Origin of the sequence: Streptosporangium album (genome assembly GCF_014203795.1) — a bacterium.
Taxonomy (GTDB): domain Bacteria; phylum Actinomycetota; class Actinomycetes; order Streptosporangiales; family Streptosporangiaceae; genus Streptosporangium; species Streptosporangium album.
The window spans coordinates 454,406-475,770 of the sequence record NZ_JACHJU010000002.1 but is presented as its reverse complement, the minus strand read 5'-3'; the positions used below and the strand labels follow the sequence as shown (position 1 = coordinate 475,770).

General features: G+C 69.5%; 23 protein-coding genes. 12 read left to right on the top strand and 11 right to left on the bottom strand.

Annotated features, from left to right (window positions below; all coding sequences use genetic code 11):
- Positions 1-36: 36 nt before the first annotated feature.
- Both FHR32_RS25870 and FHR32_RS25865 read left to right on the top strand, forming a co-directional pair.
- A complete protein-coding gene (locus tag FHR32_RS25870; protein ID WP_312882758.1) occupies positions 37-630 on the top strand; it encodes an RNA polymerase sigma factor in 594 nt (197 codons plus the stop codon).
- Complete coding sequence (locus FHR32_RS25865; protein WP_184757112.1) at positions 623-1,639, top strand: CU044_5270 family protein; 1,017 nt, start codon at positions 623-625, stop codon at positions 1,637-1,639. The genes FHR32_RS25870 and FHR32_RS25865 overlap by 8 nt, the downstream gene beginning before the upstream one ends.
- A gap of 128 nt (positions 1,640-1,767) precedes the next feature.
- Here FHR32_RS25865 and FHR32_RS25860 read toward each other — a convergent pair whose 3' ends face one another.
- Entirely contained in the window at positions 1,768-3,180 is a 1,413-nt protein-coding gene (locus tag FHR32_RS25860; RefSeq protein WP_184757110.1) for an amidase, read from the bottom strand.
- A gap of 719 nt (positions 3,181-3,899) precedes the next feature.
- Between FHR32_RS25860 and FHR32_RS25855 the strand changes: the two genes are divergently transcribed.
- From FHR32_RS25855 to FHR32_RS25840, 4 genes are all read left to right on the top strand, one after another.
- Positions 3,900-4,667: a DUF899 domain-containing protein gene (locus FHR32_RS25855; RefSeq protein WP_184757108.1), complete on the top strand. Its 768-nt coding sequence runs from the start codon at positions 3,900-3,902 to the stop codon at positions 4,665-4,667.
- 93 nt (positions 4,668-4,760) lie between these two features.
- On the top strand, positions 4,761-4,937 hold the full coding sequence (locus FHR32_RS25850) for a hypothetical protein (RefSeq protein ID WP_184757106.1): 177 nt from the start codon (positions 4,761-4,763) through the stop codon (positions 4,935-4,937).
- A gap of 11 nt (positions 4,938-4,948) precedes the next feature.
- Positions 4,949-5,965 (top strand): sigma-70 family RNA polymerase sigma factor, encoded by a 1,017-nt coding sequence (locus FHR32_RS25845; protein WP_246467424.1) that lies wholly within the window; start codon positions 4,949-4,951, stop codon positions 5,963-5,965.
- On the top strand, positions 5,940-6,398 hold the full coding sequence (locus FHR32_RS25840) for a hemerythrin domain-containing protein (RefSeq protein ID WP_221466207.1): 459 nt from the start codon (positions 5,940-5,942) through the stop codon (positions 6,396-6,398). Before FHR32_RS25845 ends, FHR32_RS25840 begins: the two co-directional genes overlap by 26 nt.
- Positions 6,399-6,422: 24 nt before the next feature.
- Here the strand turns inward: FHR32_RS25840 and FHR32_RS25835 are convergent, their stop codons facing one another.
- The 4 genes from FHR32_RS25835 to FHR32_RS25820 form a co-directional block, all read right to left on the bottom strand.
- Positions 6,423-6,677 (bottom strand): hypothetical protein, encoded by a 255-nt coding sequence (locus FHR32_RS25835; RefSeq protein WP_184757102.1) that lies wholly within the window; start codon positions 6,675-6,677, stop codon positions 6,423-6,425.
- The gene (locus tag FHR32_RS25830) at positions 6,628-7,281 is read right to left on the bottom strand and encodes a hypothetical protein (protein ID WP_184757100.1); all 654 of its coding nucleotides are present in this window, start codon (positions 7,279-7,281) and stop codon (positions 6,628-6,630) included. Before FHR32_RS25830 ends, FHR32_RS25835 begins: the two co-directional genes overlap by 50 nt.
- 65 nt (positions 7,282-7,346) lie before the next feature.
- Positions 7,347-7,835, bottom strand: a complete 489-nt coding sequence (locus FHR32_RS25825) for a GNAT family N-acetyltransferase (RefSeq protein WP_184757098.1) — start codon at positions 7,833-7,835, stop codon at positions 7,347-7,349.
- A 76-nt stretch (positions 7,836-7,911) separates the two neighbouring features.
- The gene (locus FHR32_RS25820) at positions 7,912-8,865 is read right to left on the bottom strand and encodes a LysR family transcriptional regulator (RefSeq protein WP_184757096.1); all 954 of its coding nucleotides are present in this window, start codon (positions 8,863-8,865) and stop codon (positions 7,912-7,914) included.
- A gap of 284 nt (positions 8,866-9,149) precedes the next feature.
- Here FHR32_RS25820 and FHR32_RS25815 point away from each other — a divergent pair, with 284 nt between their 5' ends.
- Positions 9,150-11,456: a M64 family metallopeptidase gene (locus FHR32_RS25815; protein ID WP_184757095.1), complete on the top strand. Its 2,307-nt coding sequence runs from the start codon at positions 9,150-9,152 to the stop codon at positions 11,454-11,456.
- A 102-nt stretch (positions 11,457-11,558) separates the two neighbouring features.
- Here FHR32_RS25815 and FHR32_RS25810 read toward each other — a convergent pair whose 3' ends face one another.
- On the bottom strand, positions 11,559-12,671 hold the full coding sequence (locus tag FHR32_RS25810) for a CapA family protein (RefSeq protein ID WP_184757094.1): 1,113 nt from the start codon (positions 12,669-12,671) through the stop codon (positions 11,559-11,561).
- A gap of 161 nt (positions 12,672-12,832) precedes the next feature.
- Here FHR32_RS25810 and FHR32_RS25805 point away from each other — a divergent pair, with 161 nt between their 5' ends.
- The gene (locus tag FHR32_RS25805) at positions 12,833-13,522 is read left to right on the top strand and encodes a phosphotransferase family protein (RefSeq protein WP_184757822.1); all 690 of its coding nucleotides are present in this window, start codon (positions 12,833-12,835) and stop codon (positions 13,520-13,522) included.
- Between the two features lie 147 nt (positions 13,523-13,669).
- Here FHR32_RS25805 and FHR32_RS25800 read toward each other — a convergent pair whose 3' ends face one another.
- A complete protein-coding gene (locus FHR32_RS25800; RefSeq protein ID WP_184757093.1) occupies positions 13,670-14,623 on the bottom strand; it encodes a pyridoxal-phosphate dependent enzyme in 954 nt (317 codons plus the stop codon).
- Positions 14,624-14,712: 89 nt separating this feature from the next.
- Here FHR32_RS25800 and FHR32_RS25795 point away from each other — a divergent pair, with 89 nt between their 5' ends.
- Complete coding sequence (locus FHR32_RS25795) at positions 14,713-14,865, top strand: hypothetical protein (protein ID WP_184757091.1); 153 nt, start codon at positions 14,713-14,715, stop codon at positions 14,863-14,865.
- A 12-nt stretch (positions 14,866-14,877) separates the two neighbouring features.
- Positions 14,878-16,935, top strand: a complete 2,058-nt coding sequence (locus tag FHR32_RS25790) for a hypothetical protein (protein WP_184757089.1) — start codon at positions 14,878-14,880, stop codon at positions 16,933-16,935.
- A gap of 224 nt (positions 16,936-17,159) precedes the next feature.
- Here FHR32_RS25790 and FHR32_RS25785 read toward each other — a convergent pair whose 3' ends face one another.
- Positions 17,160-17,459: a nucleoside triphosphate pyrophosphohydrolase gene (locus FHR32_RS25785; RefSeq protein ID WP_184757087.1), complete on the bottom strand. Its 300-nt coding sequence runs from the start codon at positions 17,457-17,459 to the stop codon at positions 17,160-17,162.
- A gap of 154 nt (positions 17,460-17,613) precedes the next feature.
- Between FHR32_RS25785 and FHR32_RS25780 the strand changes: the two genes are divergently transcribed.
- Positions 17,614-18,627: an HNH endonuclease family protein gene (locus FHR32_RS25780; protein WP_221466206.1), complete on the top strand. Its 1,014-nt coding sequence runs from the start codon at positions 17,614-17,616 to the stop codon at positions 18,625-18,627.
- 118 nt (positions 18,628-18,745) lie between these two features.
- Here the strand turns inward: FHR32_RS25780 and FHR32_RS25775 are convergent, their stop codons facing one another.
- Both FHR32_RS25775 and FHR32_RS25770 read right to left on the bottom strand, forming a co-directional pair.
- Positions 18,746-18,982, bottom strand: coding sequence for a DUF397 domain-containing protein (locus tag FHR32_RS25775; RefSeq protein WP_184757083.1), 237 nt, complete (start codon positions 18,980-18,982; stop codon positions 18,746-18,748).
- Positions 18,979-19,836, bottom strand: a complete 858-nt coding sequence (locus FHR32_RS25770) for a helix-turn-helix domain-containing protein (RefSeq protein WP_184757081.1) — start codon at positions 19,834-19,836, stop codon at positions 18,979-18,981. The genes FHR32_RS25775 and FHR32_RS25770 overlap by 4 nt, the downstream gene beginning before the upstream one ends.
- 336 nt (positions 19,837-20,172) lie before the next feature.
- On the opposite strand from FHR32_RS25770, the gene FHR32_RS25765 reads away from it, so the two are divergent.
- Positions 20,173-20,673, top strand: a complete 501-nt coding sequence (locus FHR32_RS25765; RefSeq protein ID WP_184757080.1) for an ATP-binding protein — start codon at positions 20,173-20,175, stop codon at positions 20,671-20,673.
- Positions 20,674-20,998: 325 nt separating this feature from the next.
- Here FHR32_RS25765 and FHR32_RS25760 read toward each other — a convergent pair whose 3' ends face one another.
- Entirely contained in the window at positions 20,999-21,241 is a 243-nt protein-coding gene (locus tag FHR32_RS25760) for a hypothetical protein (protein ID WP_221466205.1), read from the bottom strand.
- Positions 21,242-21,365 lie beyond the last annotated feature (124 nt).

The window sequence follows — 21,365 nt, the reverse complement described above, 5'->3', positions numbered from 1 at the left end:
AAAGGGTGACATGACAGGAAGACCATCTTGACCGCGGTGTCCTGGGCCGCTCATCCGCAGGGGGACGCCGAAGTCATCCGGCTCTCCCTCGACGAATCCGAGCGGTTCAGCGCGATCTTCGACCTCTACTTCGGCGAGATCCACCGCTATGTCGCCCAGCGGCTCGGTGCCGACAGCGCGGAGGACATCGTCGCGGAGACGTTCCTCACCGCGTTCCGCAAGCGGGCGCGTTACGACCCGTCCCGTGCCGGCGTGCGGGCGTGGTTGTACGGCATCGCCACCAATCTCATCGGCAGGCACCGCCGCACCGAGGTGCGCACGTTGCGCGCGCTCGGACGCTACGGCCCCGACTCCGACACCCCGGGGCATGAGGAACGGGTCGCCGTGCGGGTCAGCGCGGAGAGCCTGCGGCCGAGCCTGGCGACGGCCCTGGCGGGGCTCCACCAGCGGGACCGCGACGTGCTGCTCCTCGTGGCCCTGGCCGGACTGAGCCACGAGGAGATCGCAACCGCCCTGGGCATCCCGTACGGGACCGTCGGGTCACGGCTGAACCGGGCCAGAAAGAAGCTGCGCACCGCGCTGGGCGGCACCAACCCGATGCTCGATCCCGAGGAGGCCGACAATGGATGAGCTGGAGAAGGTCCGCGAGCTGTACGGCGAGCCACCGGCCGACCCGATCCTTGAGGCCAGGGTGCGGGCACGGCTCGCGGCCGCACCCCGGCGCCGCCGGTGGCGGCTGTCGTGGACGGCGGCCGTGGCCGGGCTCGCCGCCGCGGCCGCGGCGGTGGCGATCACGTTTCCGGGGGTGATCGGGGAGGCGGGACGGACGGAGCGGGCCACGGAGATCTCCGGACGGTCGATCCTTCTCGCGGCGGCGACCAGGGCGGAGTCGGGCCCCGCCGCGACACGCGCCTACTGGCGCGTCAGGAAGCTGCATCGGCAAACGCACCCGGAGCCACTGGGCAGGGGTGAGAACCGCTACCGGATGGTGGAGTCGCGGCTCACCGAGCAGTGGGCCTCCAGGGACGGCAGGGTCTGGGCCGGCTCCCGGACGCTGGGGGCGCGGCCGAGAAGCGGAGCCGACGCGGAGGCCTGGCGCCGTGACGGCTCCCCCACCGAGTGGGCGGGCCAAGGGCTGTCCACGGCGCCGGGCGAGGGCCTCCTCAACGCCGTCACGGACAGGGCACCCTTCAGCATGGCCGGTCACGGGATGAGCTTCGAGCAGATCCAGAGGCTTCCGGCCGACCCCGTCGCTCTGAAGGACCGGGTCGCCGAGGTGGTGCGGGATGTTCCGGGCGGCTCGACCGACGGGGTCGTGGCGGACGCGCTCAGCGGTCTGCTGTGGAGCAAGCCCTCGCCACCCGACGTGCGCGCGGCCGCCTACCGGGCTCTCGCGGAACTGCCGAACGTCCGCTACCTGGGCACGGCCAAAGATGAGCGGGGCCGGGCGGGGGCCGCGTTCTCCTTCACCGTGCGGACCACCGCGACCGTCCAGCGGACGCTGATCATCGACCCCACCAGCTCCCAGGTGCTGTCCTCCACCGACACGGGCAGGCCGGGGACGGTGGGAGACGAGGTGGAGGTGGTCCTGGAGGCGGGCTGGACCGACGACGAGCCGACCGCCCCCGGACTCCCCTAGCCCGGCCGCCCTTCCCCGGCATCCGCCGCCTGGCCGTACCGCCGCCCTTGACGCTCTGTCACCGATCACCGATCACCGATCTGCGTGGACGGTGCTCGCCCGGGGCCGGTGACACGCCCGCCGGCGGCTCAGCCGACGGAGAGCGAGGGGTGGCGGTCCTTCCAGGGCATCGCCTGTTCCAGCTGCGCGGCCACCCGCAGCAGCAGGTCCTCCCTGCCGTGGGCGGCGACGAGCTGCACCCCGATCGGCAGCCCTTCACGGCTCTGCCCGAGCGGCAGGCTGATCGCCGGGTGCCCGGAGACGTTGAACGGCGCGGTGAACGGCCCGTACTCGAAGATGCGCCGCAGCCAGGAGCGGACCGTGTGGCCGGAGTCGTCGTAGTCGAGGGTGCCGTGGGGCGCCGGGAGCTGCCCGAGTGTCGGCGTCAGCAGCAGGTCATGGCGGGTGAAGAACAGGCCGATGGGCCGGGTCACCCGGTGCTGGGCGTCGATCGCCGCCATGACGTCGAGCGCGGTGAACGCCTCGGTCTCGGCGAGGACCTGCCGCGACACGGCCTCGAGCAGGGACCGGTCCGGCCGGCGGGGTGCCCTGAGCAACGCCGCACCGGTCGCCACCGCGCTGAGCATCGTCGCCTCGACGAGTGCGTCGGGGTCGACGGCCGGGCTCGTCTCGGTCACCGTGTGCCCGATCCACTCCAGCACGTTGCCCACGGTGACCGTGGCTGCGGCGACCTGCGGGTCGACCGCCGTCCCCGACCACGCGCCGGTCGTGACCGCGATCCGCAGACGGCCGGGATCGGCGCGCACCTCGTCGGCGTAGCGGCGGGCCGGTGGCGGTGCCGTGTACTTGTCGCCGACGGCCGGCGCGGCGACGGCGTCGAGCAGGTGCGCCGCGTCGCGGACGGTCCGCGTGAGCCCGAACTCGACGACCTGCCCGAAGCCGATCTCGCCGGCGAGCGGGCCGCAGGGGGTGCGGCCACGGCCGGGCTTCAGCCCGACGAGCCCGCAGCACGAGGCCGGCACGCGCAGCGACCCTGCCCCGTCGTTGCCATGGGCGAGCGGCACCGCGCCGGCGGCGACAAGCGCGGCCGACCCGCCGCTCGACCCGCCGACGCCCCGGTCGAGGGCCCAGGGGTTGCGGGTCGGCCCGTATCTCACCGGCTCGGTCGAGAAGCTGAGGCCCAGCTCCGGTGCGGTGGTCTGGCCGAGCGTCACCAGACCGGCCGCGCGGAACCGGGTCATGAGGTCGTGGTCGACCAGTGCGACGGCGCCGCGGATGCTCCGGCTGCCGAGCGCGAACGGCACGCCCCGCGCGAACGGGCCACTGTCCTTGATCACGAACGGCACGCCGGCCAGTGACCCGCCCGGCTCGTGGTCGAGTGCCGGTTCGAACAACGGCAGCGTCAGCGCGTTGAGGTCGGCGTGGGCGTATTCGAGGGCGCGCCGGGCGACGGCCTCGACCTCCGCCGCGCTCACCTCACGTGCCCGGATCAGCTCACGCAGGCCGACCGCGTCGAGGCTCGCGTATTCGTGCAGTTCCATCGGTCCGCCTCCGCACCTCGTGGCCGTGACCAGCGTGGCGCATGATCCGGTGCGGCACCACCGGATTTCGATGTCCCGCCGTCATCCCGGGAGCGCGGGTGGCGGCCCCTGCCGCGGGTGAGCGGTCCGGTGCACGCTCCGCACCGCGGCGACATCCGGGTGGGGGCGCAGCTCTGGTACGGCCTCCGCCGCCAGAGCGAGCCCGCGCTCACGGCCTTGACAGGGCCGAGCCAAGGTAAGCCCAGAAGCCGCAATACAAGATCGTTGAAGGGGTTCCGGACTGGCGGAGTCGCGTAATCAGCTATCGCGTATTCGTCCGGTTGTCGGGTTCAGATGTGACGGACGGTGATCGCAGCGGAAGCTCGGCTGTGCTGGGACATGCTGGAGTCATGACTGATGATCAGGTAGCCGCAGCTGTCCGTGTATTGATCAATCGGTACGACCCCGAAGGTCTGTTGGGCATGGGGGCTCCTGAAGACTCATTCATCCCATGTCTCACAAGAGTCTGACAGAGAGGGGGGCGAGCAGCCCCGCGTCGGTGAGCAGCGTCACAGCAGCCGCACCGATGAGTTTTCGCCGCTCGCCGCCTCTGTACAGGTAGGCGGTCAGCAAACGGCGCGGGCTGGCGGATCGCATGGTCGGTCCGCCGGTACGGACGGATGCCGTGCTGGTCGGTTCCTACCGTTTCTTTGATCAATTCTGAGTAGAAGGAGAAGGTCATGACTCTTCCACAGGTCGTGTCCCGCGACGAGTGGCTGGCAGCCCGGCTGAAGCTACTCGCGCAGGAGAAGGAGGCCATGCGGGCGCAGGACGCGGTCACCGCACAGCGCCGAGAACTGCCGAGGGTCAGGATGGACAAGGAGTACGTCTTCGAAGGCTCAGCCGGTAAGGCCCGCCTCATCGACCTGTTCGAGGGCCGCCGCCAACTCCTCGTCTATCACTTCATGTGGAACAATTCGGCAGCCAGGGCACGTGGAGACCAGGCCTTGGATGAGGGTTGCCCGAGCTGCTCGTTCACCATTGACCACGTGGGCCACTTGGAGCACCTGCACGCCAGCGACACCACATTCGTGCTCGTTTCCCGCGCACCACTGGCCGAGATCGAGAGGTTTCAGGCGCGGATGGGCTGGACGATCCCGTGGTACTCCTCGGCCGGGAGCGACTTCAACTACGACTTCCACGTCACCAACGACGAGTCCGTCGCGCCCGTCGAGTTCAACTACAAGGACAAGGCGACCTTGGAGCGCAGCCCAAAAACCTCGTTCGTGATAAACGGTGACGGGCAGGCCATAAGCGTCTTCGTCCGCGACGAGGACACCGTCTTCCACACCTACACGACGTACGGGCGGGGTACCGAGTTCATGATGAGCACCTACCAATTTCTCGACCTGACCCCAATGCGCCGCCCGCGCTACGTCAACCAATGGCCCTACCGCGACACGTACAACGGCGGAGCGGGCCATTCCCACCACGCCCACCACTGCTGAGCCGTTGAGGCAGGGCCGGTGGCGCCTTGCGAACCGAGGCGTCACCACTCTGTCTCGAACCATGGGAGTCATCGAATGATAATGATCGAGTCCATGCCACTGAGGTTGATACTCGTCCTTGTGTTCGCGGGCACCGGAGGGTGGTTCCTGTTCCGCAGCGTACGACCCGGCCCTGGTGGCGCGGCACCGGACGCCACGGACCGGATCTCCCACCTGGCCCACGCGCTCATGGCCACGACGATGGCCGCCATGATCTGGCCGATGGGATGAGTGGAGGGGCGATGACGCGTATGGCGCAGCGGCGGATGGACACGTCCCCCACCACGCTCGACGAGGGGTTCGCTCGGCTGAGCGAGCCGTACCGGCGGGAACTGGTGGCGTACTGCTACCGGATGCTCGGCTCGATCCACGACGCCGAGGACCTGGTCCAGGAGATCTACCTGCAGGCGTGGCGCGGCTACGGCGGTTTCGAGGGGCGTTCCTCACTGCGTACCTGGCTGTACCGGATCGCGACTAGGGCGTGCCTCAAGGCGCTGGAGGGCAATGGCAGCCGGCCGTTGCCCTCCGGGCTGGGCGGCCCGAGCGACGCCCCGGGCGACCCGTCGGGCCCCCGGCTGCCGGAGGTGCCGTGGCTGCAACCCGCTCCCGACGCGTTGTTCAGCGCCGATCCGGCCGTCGTCGTCGAGGCGCGGCAGACCATGCGGCTGGCGTTCATCGCCGCGTTGCAGCACCTGCCTGGCCGGCAACGCGCGGTGCTGATTCTGCGCGACGTGCTGGGCTGGCGGGCGGCCGAGGTCGCCGACCTGATCGACACCACGACCGCTGCCGTCAACAGCGCCTTGCAGCGCGCCCGGGCGCGGCTCAGCGAGGTCGCGCCCACCGCGGACGGCGTCACCGAACCGACCGATCCGCACCAGCGGGCGCTGCTCGATCGGTACGCCGCCGCCTTCGAGAACGCCGACATCGCCGCCCTGATGGGGCTGTTGACCGACGATGCGGTGTGGGAGATGCCGCCGATCCCGACCTGGTATGCCGGCCGGGAGACGGTCGGCCGGTTCCTCGCCACTAGGGTCCAGGCCGTCGGCGACCACCGGATGGTGCCGGCGACCGCCAACGGGCAGCCCGCGTTCGGCGCGTACACACGCGACCACGACGGCGTGTACCGGCCGCACGCGCTTCAGGTACTGACCGTCACCGCCGCGGGCGTCGCGCGGGTCGTCGCGTTCCTCGATGCGGACCTGTTCGCGCTGTGCGGACTGCCACCAGCGCTTGATGCCACCGGTGATACTGGGGTGTGAAGTCGACGCCTTCCTCGCCGTGCGGGCGGAGCCGGACGTCTCCGGGGCCGGGGCCCTCCCCACCGGGAGCGCGCAGCCGTACGCCTCCGGAATCCCGGCCCCCCGTCTGGGCCAGGAGCTGGCCCGGCACTGCCTGACCTTCTGCGGCGCGCTCCACGCGCACCACACCAACGAGGGCGGCGCGTTCACCGTCTTCGAGAAGCAGTTCCCCGATCTCACTCCGGCACTCGACCGGCTCCGCCGGGAGCACCACCTGGTGGCGCGGGCCCTGACGGACCTTCAGACACTGCTCGCCGACCTCACCTCCGCCACCGGTACGGCCGACGCGGACCGGCTCCGAGCGGAGCTGGAACGGCTGGCCTCCGAGCTGGAGGAGCACTTCGCCTACGAGGAACAGCAACTCCTTCCCGTGCTGGGCGCACGGCTCCGGTAGCCGCCCTCCCCTGTCCGGCCTGGATCAGAACCCCATGAGCGAGGGCATCAGATCGGACGCTCCGGCATGGAAGATCATGCCGAGAACGGTCCGCAGCCGCTCTATCTCGCCGGCTTCCAGGTTCAGGTCGACGGCGAGGACGGTCTCGGTCTCCATGGCGTCCGCCGCCTCGGGGGTGAGGCGCAGCTCGCAGGAGAACCAGGTACCCTCGCCGTCGCGATGGGACAGCTCACGGAGCCGATGGAACGGCTCCGCCAGCCCCTGAACACCGGCCTCCACCCCGTCGCGGTCCACCGTGATCAGGGAGAACCGGCCGACCTGGGCACAGCGGACCGTGGCGCCGGTCCAGCCGGAAGGTGCGGCGGCCCGGACCAGCTCGCCTGACGCACCCCTCCAGCAAAATCAGCCGTTTCGCCGCGTCCCCGGCGGCCAGGTCGCAGAGAGCCTTCAGCCACGGTGCGGTGGGGCCGCTCTCCCACTGCAGTGCCCGCCCCACCCCCTGAGCGTCGAAGATACGGGGAAGCATGAGGTCGAACAGCGGATCTTCGGACGGCGCCGGCAGCCTGCCGGCGGTTTCCAGCCATCCGACGACCAGCGGGTCGTGGATCGGGGCCTCGATCCCGGTCGCGCGCAGCAGGGTCGGCGCCAGTGCGACGCCGCGGTCCTCTCCCGTCCGGAGTCTCAGCACGAGCCGCCTGGCCAGTTCGGCCCGCCACTCCGGCGGCCGGGTCGCGAGGACCGCCACGATGCGGTCGGTGTCCTCGTACGGCGCGCCCCACCGGGAGGTGAAGTCGCGGCGGTTCAGCCAGGTCGCCACGGCGGCCGCGACGGCGGAGGCGTCCTGGCGGTCGATGAGCCCGCGGATCTCATCCCAGGCGATCATGCGCCGGCCCCCTCACGACGACGGACGGTCCGGAGGACGTCCGGGGTGACAGGTCGTCCGTCCGCTCAGCCTCGCCGGTCGTCCCTGAGCCCGCCGGGTTCGGGCCGCCACACGTAGCGGACGTCCGGCTCACGCTCCTCGTTGCCGCTCCCGTCGGTCCGCTCGACCGCGACGAAGCCGTGCCGTCCGTAGAACCGCTGCGCCGGCCCGTTGACCTGGAACGTCCACAGCTCCAGCCCGCCCGGCCGGCGTTCTTTGGCCAGCGCGACGAACCGGTCGCCGATGGTCCGGCCGCGCCAGGACGGATCCAGGTAGAGCTGGTCCAGATGGTCGCCGTCGAGCACCATCACCCCGACCACGGAACCCGCCACGGTCGCCACCCAGGTTTCCCGCGACGGCACGACCACGTGCAGAAACCAGTCACGCACCTGCTCATCGGCGTGCGCCCGGCGGACCGTCGGCAGCGCCGCCGTGTAGGAACGCAGCCACACCTCGGCCACGGCGGAGGCGTCGGAGGTGTTCGCGCGCCGGATGACGACATCGTTGGTACTCACGGTCAGGCACCCTCGCAGAGGCGCACGCTCCGCGCACCCGAATTTCCGGCGAGAGCGTCGAAGCCGTCATGCGCGATCAGCCGAGGGTCGCGGCGGTTCCGTTGCGGACGGTCCAGGCCACGTAGTGGGGGCGTTCGGCGATCGCCTCCCGGTGCGCCTCCATCGCGAACTCGGCCAGCTCCTGGGCGCGCTGGGCGAGCGGGCCGTCGCGGCGCCAGGCCACCAGGTGCCGCAGCCACAGAGGGTTCCCGGCGAGCGGGCGCACCACGATCCCGGGACCGTCCTGCACCGTGGCCTGGCAGGGTGAGACCGCGTGCCCGCCGGCGACCAGCTGCCGGATCACCGCCTGCTCGCTCATGCTGTGCGGGACCCGGGGTGTGAAGCCCGCCTCCTGGCAGGCGGAGTAGACGCATTCCGGCCAGCCGACGCCGTCGGGTGGCGAGATCACCCAGTCGTCGTCGGCGAGGTCGGCCAGATTGACCTCCTCCTCGGCGGCGAGCCGGTGCCGGCTGCTCATGAGAACGAAGACCGGCTCGGTGGCCACCAGGCGCATGCCGACCGAGGGAAGGGTGGGTAGCTCGTTTCCCGGGTAGTCGACGAGGGTGACCGCGTCGAGGCGGCGGGAGGCCAGCAGGTCGAGGAGGAGCCGGGGGGAGTACTCGGTGTGCACGGTGATCGACACGCCGGGGACCTCGAAGAGCCGGGTGAGCAGACCGGACAGCACGGGCGTCACGTATCCGCCGATGCGGACGAGGTTCGACTGGCCGTCGTAGGCGCTGACGCCGGTGACCAGCTCGTCCACGGTGAGCAGGATGGACCTGGCCCGGGTCAGCACGAACTGGCCGAAGGGGGTGGGGGTGACGCCGAGGCGACCGCGCCAGAAGACCTGCCCGCCGAGCGCCCCCTCGACCCGCTGAAGCTGGGCGGTGAGCGCGGGCTGCGACACACCGACGGCGGTGGCCGCCCTGCTGAGGCTCCCGGCGTCGGCGATGGCGCAGATCACACGCAGGTGACGCAGCTCCAGCTGCACGGCAGCCCCTCCCTTCACGCCTATAACATGAGGACTATACCTTTTCATGATTAACAGGACATTTCGGAGGTCACGCATGGTGGACGGCACATCAGACCGGTAACCCGATTTCCCCAGCCCAGCCGGGTGCCATGCGTGAGGGATACGCGAAGTGCGATACTTCCGCCACACCCGCCCGACGGAGCCATAAAGCCAGAGTTATCCCTGTTTGGGATGTGCGCCCGGGGCGCCGACGCACGATAGTGCAGGAACTCCCCGATTGGTCTCTGGAGGTTCCCCCCGCCATGCGTATCACCAGGCCGCTCACGGCCTTGGCGGCCGTCTCGATGACCGCCGCCTTGCTCACCGTTCCCATGGCACCCGCCAGCGCCGCCGTCGGCGGCGCCACCGTGGTGCCGCTCCAGGTCACGGGAGACCCTGCCAAGCGGTTCAATTTGATCATCATGGGCGACGGCTACACCGAGGGCGAACAGTCCACGTTCGCCGCCGACGCCGATCAGCAGCTCAACGTGATGTGGTCGATCGAGCCGTACAAGTCCTACCGCAATTACTTCAACGTCTACCGGGTGGACATCGTCTCCGGCGAGTCCGGCATCGACTGTGACCCCGATCTGGCCTCCGGGAAGAAGAACACCCCGCTGAGCATGGGTTTCTGGGGCGGCTGCAACCCCGCCAGCGTCCAGCGGCTGATCACCATGAGCAATTCGGCGGCCACCTCGTACGCCAACCTGGTGACGGGGACCAGCAGCGGCAACCGGCAGATCCTGGCCCTGGGCAACAGCGGGACCTACGGCGGAGCGGGCGGCGCCTATGCCACCTCCTCGGGCCACAACGCGATGTCGGCCCTCATCGCGCCGCACGAGATCGGCCACTCGCTGGGCGGGTTGCAGGACGAGTACACCTACTACACGCGAGGCGTGGACGGTGGCGCCTACTCCGGATCCGAGCCCGGCTCCACGCACCACACCCTGCTGACCGAGCAGCAGATAAAGGACCAGCGGAAGAAGTGGTGGCGCTGGCTGGGAGAGCCGAGCGAGGCGGGCGGCACCATCGGCCGCCACGAGGGCGGCCTGTACTACAGCAGCGGCGTCTGGCGGCCGAGCAAGCACTCCATCATGAGGACGCTGGGCTACTACTACGACCAGGTCAGCCGTGAGGTCATGACCCAGAAGATCTCCGCCAAGGTCGGCCTCATCCAGGACAGTACGCCCACGACGTCGCGGGTCGGCGCCGACCGGGTGCTCTGGGTCGAGCCGCTGCACCCCAACAGCCACTCGCTGACCACCACGTGGAGCGTCGACGGCACCGAACTGCCGGGCGACCGCACCACGCTCGACCTCCGCACGCTGAACCTGCCGTCCGGCACGCACACGGTGAAGGCGACCGTCGTCGACCCGACCGACTTCGTGCGGGACCCCGCCATCCGCTCCAGCGCTCTCACCGCGACCCGCACCTGGACGGTGGACACGACCGTGACCACCACCCCCGCCGCGGTCGGCGCCGGTCTGCTCTCCTCCACACCCACCGGCCGCGCCGTCGGCCGCGACGAGGTGGTCTACGCCGAGACCACCCACCCCGACGACGGCATCCCCGCCGTCACCTGGGCGCTGGACGGCGCGCGGCTTGACGGGAGCGACGAGGACCTGGATCTGGGAGGGCTCACGCTCGCCCCCGGCAGCCACACTCTCACCGCCACCTCCGGCGGCGACACGCGATCCTGGACCGTCGACAACACGCTGCCCACGACCGGCTACGAGCTCTCCGAGCCACTGGTCAAGTCCGGCGACGCCTATGTCTACAACAGCCCCTTCACCATGAAGCTCACCGGCGGCGACGACCAGGACGGGTACGTCGTGCACGAATCCCGCGTGGACGGCGACGGCTGGTTCAACTACTTCGGCTGGCCGACCTCCGCCGCCCTGCCGTGGACGTTCAGCGAGAGCGGCACCGTCATCGACAGCCTCACGTACGGCAAGCTGCCCCGCGGCAGGCACACCGTCGAGTATCGCTCGATCGACCCGAGCGGCAACTACGGCACGGCCAAGAGCTTCAGGGTCACGACCCTCGCGGCCCCGCCCGCCTGCACCACCACGATCACCGGCGTGAAGAACGGGTCGCTCTCCGTCCGCTCCGGCGTCACCTGCCTGAACAACGCCCAGGTCAACGGCGGGGTGACGGTCGGTTCCGGCGCGTCCCTGGTGGTGAACGGCGGCACGATCAGCGGAGCGGTCACCGCGTCCACCGCCGCCGAGGTGCACCTGCTCAAGGCTCGGGTCAGCGGTGCGGTCGTCATCTCCGGCACCACCGGCCAGCTGATCATCGCCAGCTCGGACATCAAGGGCGCGACGCTGCTGGCCGGCAACACCACCGTCGACGCCCTCGTCATGGCGGGCACCAGCATCCACGGCGCGCTGTCCTGCAGCGGCAACACGCCCGCGCCGTCCGACGCCGGGGTGTCCAACCAGATCACCGGTAGCGGCCAGTGCGCCGGTCTCGTCGACGACCCGCGGCCCAAGGCCCGGGACAAGGCCTACGAGGCCGTACGGTCCAGCAACGTCCCCGAGAAGGGCGTGGACGAGCACGACGACTGACACCGGGGACGACAGGGCGGGCGGGGCGTCCCTCACGATCAGGTGAGAGGCGCCCCGCCCGCATGTCGCAGGGGATCGCTCCGATTCTCCGCACCCACCCGCTCACGTCCGCCGGAGTGCGAGCGTGCCGTCCGGCTCTCGGTCGAATCGCGACCCGAAACCACGGCTGACCCGGTCGAGAACCGCCTGCAGCCACTCGGAGTCTCCGCTCGAGACGTGATGGAGACGCATCTGACGGGCCTGCATGGGCACCATCCGCAGACCGGCCGGCTTTCCCGGCTCCGGCTCCACCGACACCAAGTACAGCAGCCGCAGATCGTCCCGGTACTCCTCATAGCCGGTGATGCCCTCGTAGTCGTCGATGAAGTCACCGCAGCCATACAGGATGAGCCCGTCACGGTACACCTCGACAGGCCGGGGATGGTGCGAGGAGTGCCCGTGCACGACGTCGGCACCGCCATCGACCAGGCGGTGCGCGAAGCGCGTCTGATCTCGGGAGACGCCGTAACCCCAGTTGGACCCCCAATGAATGGAGACGACCACGACGTCACCGGGGCGCTTCACCTGCCGCACCCGGCCGGCCACCTCGGACGCCGCGGCGTCCGACAGCTCGGGGACGAAATCGACACCGGCACGGTCCGGGGCCGCCGCCCATTCCGGCGGAATGCCACTGGACGGCGTCCCACAGGAGAAGACCAGGACCCGCCTGCCCCCCTCGACGGTGACGATCGCCGGCCGCCGCGCCTCGTTCGCCTCCCGGCCGGCCCCCACCGCCCTCAGCCCCGCACCGGCCAGGGCGTCGAGCGTCTCCTCCAGACCTCGACGGCCGAAGTCCATGACGTGGTTGTTCGCCAGCACGCAGACGTCGGGCCGTACGGCGGCCAGGCAGGGAAGGTTGGCCGGATCCATCCGGTAGTGCACGGCCTTCCCCGAGGCGAACTCATCGCTCCGGGTGACGCTCGTCTCCAGATTCACCACCCGGACATCGGGCGCGGCCTCCTCCAGCGCCTGCAGGGCATCCCCCCACGGCCAGGAGGGGTCGACCGGTTGGGGAATCCTGCCGTTCACCGCCTCCGCCAGATCAACGTAGGTCCGGGCGTCCCGGACATGCCTCTCCCGCAGCGCCGGGTCACCGGGGTGCGGAAGGATCTGGTCGACGCCGCGGCCGAGCATGACGTCGCCGCAGAGGAACAACGTCACCGGACCGGCGCCCATGCTTCCATGCTAGCTTTCGCCCCCTCCAGATCACGCTTGGCCCGACGTCACGTGCATCGCCGAGCACAGACGCCGGCGCCGCCCGCGCGCCGGGGCCCGACCGACACCGGTTTGCACCACGGCTTTCGCACGGGCGACACTGATCGCGCGCGGCGAAGACCCTGCTCACCACCGCCCCGGACATCGCCGCGCCCCGCCTGCTGGGCGAGGGACGGCTGTTCGACGACGCCCCCGGCCCGTGGCCCTATCTGATCACCACGCGGATGTCCGGGGTCCCCTGGGAGAACGCCGCGCTGTCCGCCGAGCAACGGCTCGCGGTCGCCGCGGACCTGGGACGACAGGTACGGCGCGTGCACGCGCTGCGCCCCTCGGGCATCGTGACCGACGCCGGCTGGCCGCCCCCGAACGTGGCCGCAGCCGCCGAGCGAAGTTCGCTGCCGCCTCATCTGGTCGAGCAGGTTGACGACTACCTCGCCCGGCTCGAGCCGTTCGACCGCGTCTTCGTCCACGGTGACCTGACCGGCCGGCACGCCTTCGTCGAGAACGGCCGGCTCACGGGGATCATCGACTGGGGCGATGCGATCGTGACCGATCGGCACTATGAGCTCTGCCAGCTCCACCGCGCCGCGTTCCGCTGCGACAAGGCGCTGTTGCGGGTGTTCCTGGACGCCTGCGACTGGCCGGTCGGCAAAGACTTTCCCCGTCAGGCGCTGGGCCTTGCCCTGCACCGCCAGGCGCGGGGCCTCGCCCAGCACCACACGATGGACGTCTTCGAACCCGTCGCAGCCGTGCTCCCGCTCCACGACATCGCCACTCTCGACGAACTCGCGACCGAGCTCTTCGCCGTCTAAGAACTCGGTTCAGAATGAGCTTTGAGAGTCCGCAGCCATCACCAGGTATCCGCCTGCCACGATGACGTCGCAGCCTTCGGCAGCCGCCGACAGCGTGACGCATAGTTGATGTGAGCCCGCATGCGCGTCCGTCTCCGTGCTCCTGCCCTACCAGGGCTCCCCGTGGTCGAGCAGGCGTTCCAGCCGTGTCGCGTGCGGCCGCCAGTCCAGTCCTCTGCTCTCCGCCCAGGCGTCGTCATGGCAGGTCCGCAGGTGGCGCGGATCGGCGTCGCCGATCACGGTCACCACGTCGCCGCGGACGTGCTGGGCGCGCATCCGCGTGATGAGCTCCAGCGCACCCCACAGGTTCGTGCCCGTGGCGGCGCCGACCGGCAGTCCGGTGTCCTGGCGCACCCGGCGGGCGGCGGCCACGCTGGCGGCATCCGGCACGGGGACGACCAGGTCGACGAGGTCGGGGACGAACCCCGGCTCCATCCGCGGCCGGCCGATCCCCTCGATCCGGGACGGCATGCCGGTGCTGTAGTCGGCGGCGCCGCTGGCCCAGCCCGGGAAGTAGGCGGAGTTCTCCGGGTCGACCACGACCCAGTGCGGGCACTCCGCCACCTGCCCGAACAGCTCCTCCGCCAAGTCTCCCCCGTGCCAGTCGACAGCCGCGGCCGCGGCGTAGTGGTCCAGGTAGTGACCGCCGACCTCCTCGGCCAGCTTCTCGGCCTCGCCGTAGATGGCCAGGGGCGGGTCGACATGCCTGCAGGTGCCGCCCAGCCGTTCGACGCCCTCCCCAGAGGACTTCTCCGGCATGACCGCGATGTACGGCAGACCGAGCAGCCGGGCGAAATGGGCCTGGGCGACCGCCATCGCACCCCCGGTGGCCTCCACCACGGTGGTGCCCTCAGCGATCCGGCCCGAGGCGATCGCCTGACGGAAGAGGGCGCGCGCCAGCCGGTGCTTGAGGCTGCCCGTCGGCTGCGTCGACTCGTCCTTCAGCCACAGCCGCACCTGCCACCCGTCGGGCAGCGGGAACCGGCGCAGCGGCGTGGCGGGCGTCCGCTCCCTCTCCGCGTCCAGCCGTGCAACCGCCTCCACCGCCCACGCACTGATCATCCGGATAATCTACGCCGAATCAGCGGTTCCCTGCCTTCTCGACGATGGCAGGCTTCATAGGACCCCGCGCCGTCGGCGATGATGGCACGATGGACCCCGTGCGCGTCGAGGAGGGACTCGTCCTCGACAACCTCCTGGCCGACGACCTGCACATACCTCCCGGAGGAAAGGGAAGGCCGGGACATGACACGGACAGCGAGAGCGATCGGGAAAAGCGACTCGACCCGGTCGCGGCAACATGAGTACGGGGGTTCATGATGCGGACGCATTTCGATCCGGAGGAGACCGAGGAGTTCGAGTCGGCGAAGGACCTGCTGGTCCGTCGCTGCCTCGCCTGGGCAGATGAGCACGGCATGCGGGCCGACGAGGCGATGCTGATGGCGGCCCTGGACGCGCGGCACCGCAGCCGCGACGGGCGGCTGGCCCACTGGGACGCACGGCAGGTGCGGCGTTTCCTTCTGGAATGGATTCCCCGGCACCTCGCGGCCGAGCGGGATGTCCTCGCCACCGCACCGGAAAGCCTGCTGACGCTCCTGCGTTACCTCGCCGCGTCCGGCCTGCGCGACCCTCGGGGCGCCTCCCCGGCGGAGCTGGAGGCGGCCGTGGCCGAGGCCGCGGCGGAGTATCCGGCGGCGCTGGCCGACCCGGCCCGGCAGGGCATCGGGAAGTTCTGGGCGCAGATCGCCCTCGACAACGGCATCCTCCTCGACGACGAAAGGGCTGTGGCCAGGTTCCAGCGCGACATCGACACGGGCCGGATAGGGTTCGACGCCGGTGTGCTCGACAAGCTTCTCGAGGCCGAGTTCACCGGTGCCGGGCCCAACGACGAGCGGGCCTTCACCCAGCGTCCCGTCGCCCTCCCTCCCGCCGCCGAACTCGCCGCCGAGGCCGCCCGGAGCGAGGTCGTACGGCAGCTGGCCGCCCTGACCGGCTGGGTGGGGACAAACGGGCAGCCCCTCACCAAGACCGGAAACCTGCGGCTGGCCGGCGCCCGCGAGCTGGCAGCGCTGCTGGGCACCGGGGAACAGGATCTGCGGGTGCGCAGCTCCGCAGAGATGCCCCAGGTGAACCTCCTGCTGGCGTGGGCGAAGAAGACGGGCCTGGTGCGGGTGCGCACGGGCCGCCTGGTCCGGGTGGCCAAGGCCGCCCCCGTCCTGCGTGACCCGGAGGCGCTGTGGCAGCGCGCGTTCGAGGCGACCTTCGAGCTGGGCGCCGCGATCTGCACGCCCACCTTCGGGTGGACCCGCTCCTCGATGCTCGCCACGGCGTTCGACGTGCTGCTGCCCGACGTGCTGAACACGATGTACAGCATGCCGATCCCGATCCCCGTGGCCCGGCTGCAGGAGACGGTATGGCTGGCCTGCCAGGAGTACTTCCTGCTCGACTCCGAGGAGGACGGCTTCCGTCAGGACGTCTGGCGCCGCCAGGTCGAGAAGGACCTGCTCGCGGTGTTCGACGCCCTTTCCGGCCTCGGTGCCATCGAGCCGAGCCACGGCGTGCCCGACGAGCTGTACTCCAGTGACCTGCGTCCCGGCGTTCTCGGCGAGTTCGGTGAGTTCGGTGAGCTCACCGAGGACGACCTGCCGCTGCCGCCCGAGGCACGCGCCCGGCTCCTGCCACGCCTGGCGGAGCCGGGTCCGCTGGTACGGCTGACGCCCCTGGGCACGCGAGCCGTACGGGAGCGGATGCTCGCCGACGGCCGGGACGCCCCGCTGATCGGGGAGCTGGTGGACGCCACGGCAGGCGAACTGCTGGGCGTGCTCGCCCAGCACCACACCCGGGAGACGGCTGCGGTCGAGCTCGAAGGCTGGCTGGCGGCGCACGGAGGTGACGTCGAGCCGCTTCTGGACGCCATACGCGCCTGCCCCTTCCGTACCCGTGCCTCCGCCATGCTCTCCACCCTGGTGGAGACGCTCCCCCGCGGCCAGGCGATGCAGGCGGGGCTCCGGCATGATCCGGTGCTGGGGCCCATCGTCCTGACCGCCCTCCTGGAGGCGGGAGAGCTGCGCCCCGAGGATCTCGCCGCCGACGAGCACGCACTGCTATTGGCCGAGGGGTTGGTCCTCCTGCTGGAGCTGGGCGGTCCCGAGGCCGTCATGGAGCAGCTCAGCGAGTCGGCGGGCAGGGAAGCGCCCGAGTTCGTCGCGGAGGTGCTGGACTCGGGGCACCCCGCGCGAGCGGCCCTGGAGGAACTGCGCGCGCTGGTGTACGAGCCGATGCTGGCCCGGAGCAGCCGGCTGCGCCTCGTGCCGCACCCGGCGCCCGGCTCCCGGGGCCGCCCCAGCGGCCGCGGCAGGAAGCGCAGGCACTGACGGCCCTGCCGGAGCCCCGGTTGTCACCGGCCCACATGAGGTGAAATTCCGCAGACCGTGGGGCACCACCGATCCGAAAGGCAAGGCCGTGCGGTTAAGGCGTCCGGCCTATCGGCAGGTGGTACCTCACCGGTCGGACCGACCGTGAAGGAAGAGGCGGCAGCCGGAAGATCGTCGGCTGGGGACGGTGAGTTCTGCTCGATCCGGCATCGTCACACGGCCCCTCATCCAAGGTGGATCCGTTCCAGGAACGCTCCCCGCTCGGATCGTTTGGCCTCCGCCATCTTCTCGATGTCCGCCCACTCGTGCCCATGGACCTGAGCGATGGCCCGCAGCACTTCGAGCACGTCGGCGATCTCCTCCGCAACCTCGGCCGCCGGGGCCTCGCCGAGCTCCGTCGATTCCTCGAACAACTTCTCCAGCAGAGCCCTGCGATAGTCGGCATCGCCGAGAACGGTCACCACCGGGTCTCCGCCGTCCTCGCGGATGATCTCCGGAATCCTGTCCCGCACGAGTTTTCCCATGTCCGGCCGCTCCTCCGCGCGCACAGATTCCTTGCGAAGCCCCCAGAGACTACCTCGGCACCAAACTCCCCTGTCGTACGGGTTCCCACGCACCGACGGTGAAAATAGCCTGTATTTCGGCAAATAAACACCAGGGCGGCGGGGTCGTATGGACATGGGTTTCTTCCGTCTGGAGCCGACCGCGCGGTCCTCGTGGCGCCTGGCCATACTGATGGGGGCGAACACCCGCACGTACAAGTTCGCGCTCGGCGTCGCGCTCCTGGACGCCGCCGAAGGACGGTCGGAGATCCTTCTTCGGGACCTGGCGGTGCCGTACGCGATGGGGCTGGTCCGCCATCTCGGTCAGGCACCGCAGGTGTCCTCGAACGCGAAGACCGGAGAGTCGGACTTCCTCTCGGTGGCCGGAAGAGAGGCCACGGAGTCACTGAAACTCGGACACCCCACCGAAGAACTCCTGGCGGCCACCCTCCAGTCCATGCCCAGGATGGTGATGAAGAAATTCCACAACCTGCGTAGCGAAGGAGTGGAGGTGCCGCACCGCTTCTACGAGGTGACGGGAAGCTCCCGGGAGCGGGTCGTACGGCTGAGCGAACATCTCCGCGACATCGCCCGGTCGGAGCAGTCCGCGAGCCTGCGGAGCGAACTGTCAGCTCGCTGGAGCATCGTGGAGACGTCCTTCGCCACCGGGATCGGCCGAAGTCTGGTCCTTGAAGGGGTCGCCGTGGACATGGCCACGCTGCGGATCACCGACAGACAGCGGCGCCGATCGGTCACCGGCGTCACGGACGCGGTCATCGGCTTCCAGCACGGTCTCTGCCTGATCTGCGGGGAACCCATCACACCGGGCGTCGACGATATCGCCGTCGACCACGTCTTCCCCTACTCGTTCATGAGTCGTCTTCTCGGCCCCGGAGACCGAGGCACGACACCAGACCTGGACGCGGTATGGAACCTGGCCCCCACACACGCGCCGTGCAACAGACAGAAGAGTGACCGGCCACCGACGTCGGCGGAAATGACCAGGCTGGCGCGGCGAAACGAAGCCATCATGCAGTCGCCGCACCCGCTCAAACGAACCTTGGAGTTGACCCTGCAGCATAACGGTTACACCGGCACCCGGCCAGGCGAGTGGTTCACGTTCATCCAGCGGGTCCACGGCCTCCTTTGAGGTGCCCCGCGTCCTCCGGACACATTAAAAGCGACCCGCCTGCCGGATGTGATCGCAGGCGGTGAAGTGGCTGCGAACTGGGACCGGGACGATCCCTGTCACGCCATGACTGGCAGGCTCAGGGACGACGGAGTTCGCCGCGCTCGATGCCTCCGGTGAAGGCGTCGTACTCAGCGTCGGTGAACAGGTGCGGGGCCTTCTCGGGGTTCTTGGAGTCGCGGAGGGCCACAATGCCCTGATCCAGGAAGGCGACCTGGACGCAGTTGGTGCCGCCGCTGCTGAGGCTACTGGTCTGCCAGCGAGCGTCACGGAGCTGGGTCTCGATCCAGGCTGAGTCGAGGATGTTCTTGTTCATGAGAGGTCCTTGGCGATCGTGGTGAGGAGGGACAGCGACGCCTTCGGCGACAGCGCATCGGACTTCAGCAGGTCACTGGTGGTGCGGTAAAGGTCGACGGTCTCAGGTTCGTTCAGGTGCAGGGAGGCGCGCAGGGACTCGATGCACACGAGATCGCGACCGGCGGGAAAAGACATGATCATGAATGGGCCGTCCATTCCCGCATGGGCTCCGGCGGAGAACGGCAGAACCTGGATCGTGACGGCGGGGTTGGTGCGAGCGAAGTGCATCAGGTGCTCGATCTGGGCGCGCATGCAGGCCCGCCCTCCGACTTCCTGACGCAGCAGGCCCTCGGGAAGCACCGTCCAGATCTTCAAGGCCGGGTGGCGCTCCAGCATGGTGCGCTGATGCTCCAGCCGTAACGCCACGAAGTGGTCGATGTCTTCGGGTGTCTTCCAGACCCTGCTGCCTTCGGTTACTGCCCGGGCGTACTCGGGGGTCTGGAGCAGGCCGTGGACGGCGAGAGGGTTGAAGACGAACAGACCGCTGGCGCTCTCCACTTGTGAGAGGTAGTCACCGAGCGGGTCGTCGACCACACCCTCGTAGCGCTGCCACCAGTCGACTTCACCGGCCCGGCGCACGAGGTCGCGGAGTTCTTCTCGCAGGGCGGTATCGGTGATGCCGAAGACCTCGAAGAAGTGTGGAAGCTGTTGGATCTTGAGCCCCTGCAGCCCGTTCTCAATCTTGCTGACCGTCGATAGCGACTGGTATCCGAGGTGGCTTGCCGCCTCCTCCTGGGTCCAGCCGAGGGCCTCGCGGATGCGTCTGAGCTCTGCACCCAGACGCCGACGTCGTGGGGTGGGTTCGACGGGCATGACCACCTCCTTCCTCGTGGGGAGCGTAGTGCTCAGGGCAGCTTGAGGAAACACCATCTCTCCTAGAGGAAAGACTTTCTTCTAGGAATAGCTTGCTTAGAGGGTAACTTGCGCTGCATCATCGAGGCGTTGCAGCGGAAGGTGGCCAGAAAGTCACGGAAAGACATAAGCGCTCGTTCTATCCGTTCATCTCTCCGGAGACGTCCGATGTCCGCCACCGGTCCTCGCACCACTACCGACCTCGCGTTTTCTCACCAGAGCGAAACCTGAGCAAGCCCGCCAAGCATCTGCAGACCTGATCGCAGAACTGCCCCATCCCACCCGTTAGGAGCAACGATGCTCACCGAGCACGTTCCCGTCCCGGACCCCGGCGGGCATGGCAAACTACACAGCCGCTTCCGGATAACCGCCTGGTGCCTGCCTCCCACCGGCGCGGCCCGTCGCGCCCGGGAACTGCTCCGCCACCAGTTGTCCGGCCCGCCTCTCACCGCCGACGTGCTTGATGAGCTGGAGATCGTGGTCTCCGAGTTGGCCACCAACGCCACCCGCTACGCCCCCGGCCCCTACGAACTACGCCTCCTGCGCGACCACGGCCTGCCGGTCAGGGCCGAAGTGGTCGACGCCGGCGCCGGGGCCACCCTGATCGAGTACCTCCTGAACCGCCCTCTTCCTGTCCCCGATCGCATTGACGACTTCGAAGTCGGCGGGCGGGGCCTGCACATCGTCACCGAACTCACCCACGGGCGCTGCGGCGCCCAACGGACCCGGCTGTGCGGCACCGGCCAGCTCGCCACCGGCGTCTGGTTCGAGCTGCCGGCCCTACCCCACCGGCCCTAATCCCCCCAACCCTCCGGGCAGGCGGGACCATCCCCCGATCCCCCTGAACCCGGAGCTGGTCCACGCTCACGGCTCCCCGTGCCGAGCATGGACCTTCCAAAAGGCCGGCGTTCATGGACCTGATCCCACCCCTGTCCTGGACGCCGGCCTTCCCCATCCCAGCCAGATGAACGACGTCGAACTCCGGCACTCACTGCCAGGCATCGACGGCTAGTCTGCACTCCGCTGACTCGATCCAGAGATCGGGCACGCACCGATACCTCGTGATGGGCATCGGATCGATCGATCGCGGCGTACACCACGCCGGTGTCCAGCAGGACAACCGTCACGAAGGACGATCTAACCCCTCTCGGAGCAGCTCGTCATGCCGTTCGGAGACATCAGCGCGTCCGGAAGCTCCCAGGCCGATGAACGACAACTCCCGTCGCACGGTCTCGGAGCCCGGAGCCGCGACGAACCTGGCGAGCTCCGGATCAGACTCCACCAGCACGCGCAGCCGCCGCACCCCTGCCCGAGGAAGCCGGTCGACCAGGTGATGCATGTCCTCGTAGTCATGGGCAGCGGTCACATCTCCGATGTGTACGTGCCGCGCGGTCACGAGGCCGGATCTCCGAATCAGCTGATCCCAGTGGCGGGCGGCAACTTTCCGAAACCACTCACACACTCCACGTGACACGGTTTAGCCTTTACTT

What these genes read in the sequence shown, in the direction of transcription:
- FHR32_RS25770 (WP_184757081.1), bottom strand. Translation starts at nt 19,836, where the DNA reads ATGCCCGTCGAACCCACCCCACGACGTCGGCGTCTGGGTGCAGAGCTC.
- FHR32_RS25790 (WP_184757089.1), top strand. Translation starts at nt 14,878, where the DNA reads ATGATGCGGACGCATTTCGATCCGGAGGAGACCGAGGAGTTCGAGTCG.
- FHR32_RS25785 (WP_184757087.1), bottom strand. Translation starts at nt 17,459, where the DNA reads ATGGGAAAACTCGTGCGGGACAGGATTCCGGAGATCATCCGCGAGGAC.
- FHR32_RS25850 (WP_184757106.1), top strand. Translation starts at nt 4,761, where the DNA reads ATGCCACTGAGGTTGATACTCGTCCTTGTGTTCGCGGGCACCGGAGGG.
- FHR32_RS25810 (WP_184757094.1), bottom strand. Translation starts at nt 12,671, where the DNA reads ATGGGCGCCGGTCCGGTGACGTTGTTCCTCTGCGGCGACGTCATGCTC.
- FHR32_RS25855 (WP_184757108.1), top strand. Translation starts at nt 3,900, where the DNA reads ATGACTCTTCCACAGGTCGTGTCCCGCGACGAGTGGCTGGCAGCCCGG.
- FHR32_RS25765 (WP_184757080.1), top strand. Translation starts at nt 20,173, where the DNA reads ATGCTCACCGAGCACGTTCCCGTCCCGGACCCCGGCGGGCATGGCAAA.
- FHR32_RS25860 (WP_184757110.1), bottom strand. Translation starts at nt 3,180, where the DNA reads ATGGAACTGCACGAATACGCGAGCCTCGACGCGGTCGGCCTGCGTGAG.
- FHR32_RS25840 (WP_221466207.1), top strand. Translation starts at nt 5,940, where the DNA reads ATGCCACCGGTGATACTGGGGTGTGAAGTCGACGCCTTCCTCGCCGTG.
- FHR32_RS25845 (WP_246467424.1), top strand. Translation starts at nt 4,949, where the DNA reads ATGACGCGTATGGCGCAGCGGCGGATGGACACGTCCCCCACCACGCTC.
- FHR32_RS25800 (WP_184757093.1), bottom strand. Translation starts at nt 14,623, where the DNA reads ATGATCAGTGCGTGGGCGGTGGAGGCGGTTGCACGGCTGGACGCGGAG.
- FHR32_RS25780 (WP_221466206.1), top strand. Translation starts at nt 17,614, where the DNA reads ATGGGTTTCTTCCGTCTGGAGCCGACCGCGCGGTCCTCGTGGCGCCTG.
- FHR32_RS25865 (WP_184757112.1), top strand. Translation starts at nt 623, where the DNA reads ATGGATGAGCTGGAGAAGGTCCGCGAGCTGTACGGCGAGCCACCGGCC.
- FHR32_RS25830 (WP_184757100.1), bottom strand. Translation starts at nt 7,281, where the DNA reads ATGATCGCCTGGGATGAGATCCGCGGGCTCATCGACCGCCAGGACGCC.
- FHR32_RS25775 (WP_184757083.1), bottom strand. Translation starts at nt 18,982, where the DNA reads ATGAACAAGAACATCCTCGACTCAGCCTGGATCGAGACCCAGCTCCGT.
- FHR32_RS25815 (WP_184757095.1), top strand. Translation starts at nt 9,150, where the DNA reads ATGCGTATCACCAGGCCGCTCACGGCCTTGGCGGCCGTCTCGATGACC.
- FHR32_RS25795 (WP_184757091.1), top strand. Translation starts at nt 14,713, where the DNA reads ATGGACCCCGTGCGCGTCGAGGAGGGACTCGTCCTCGACAACCTCCTG.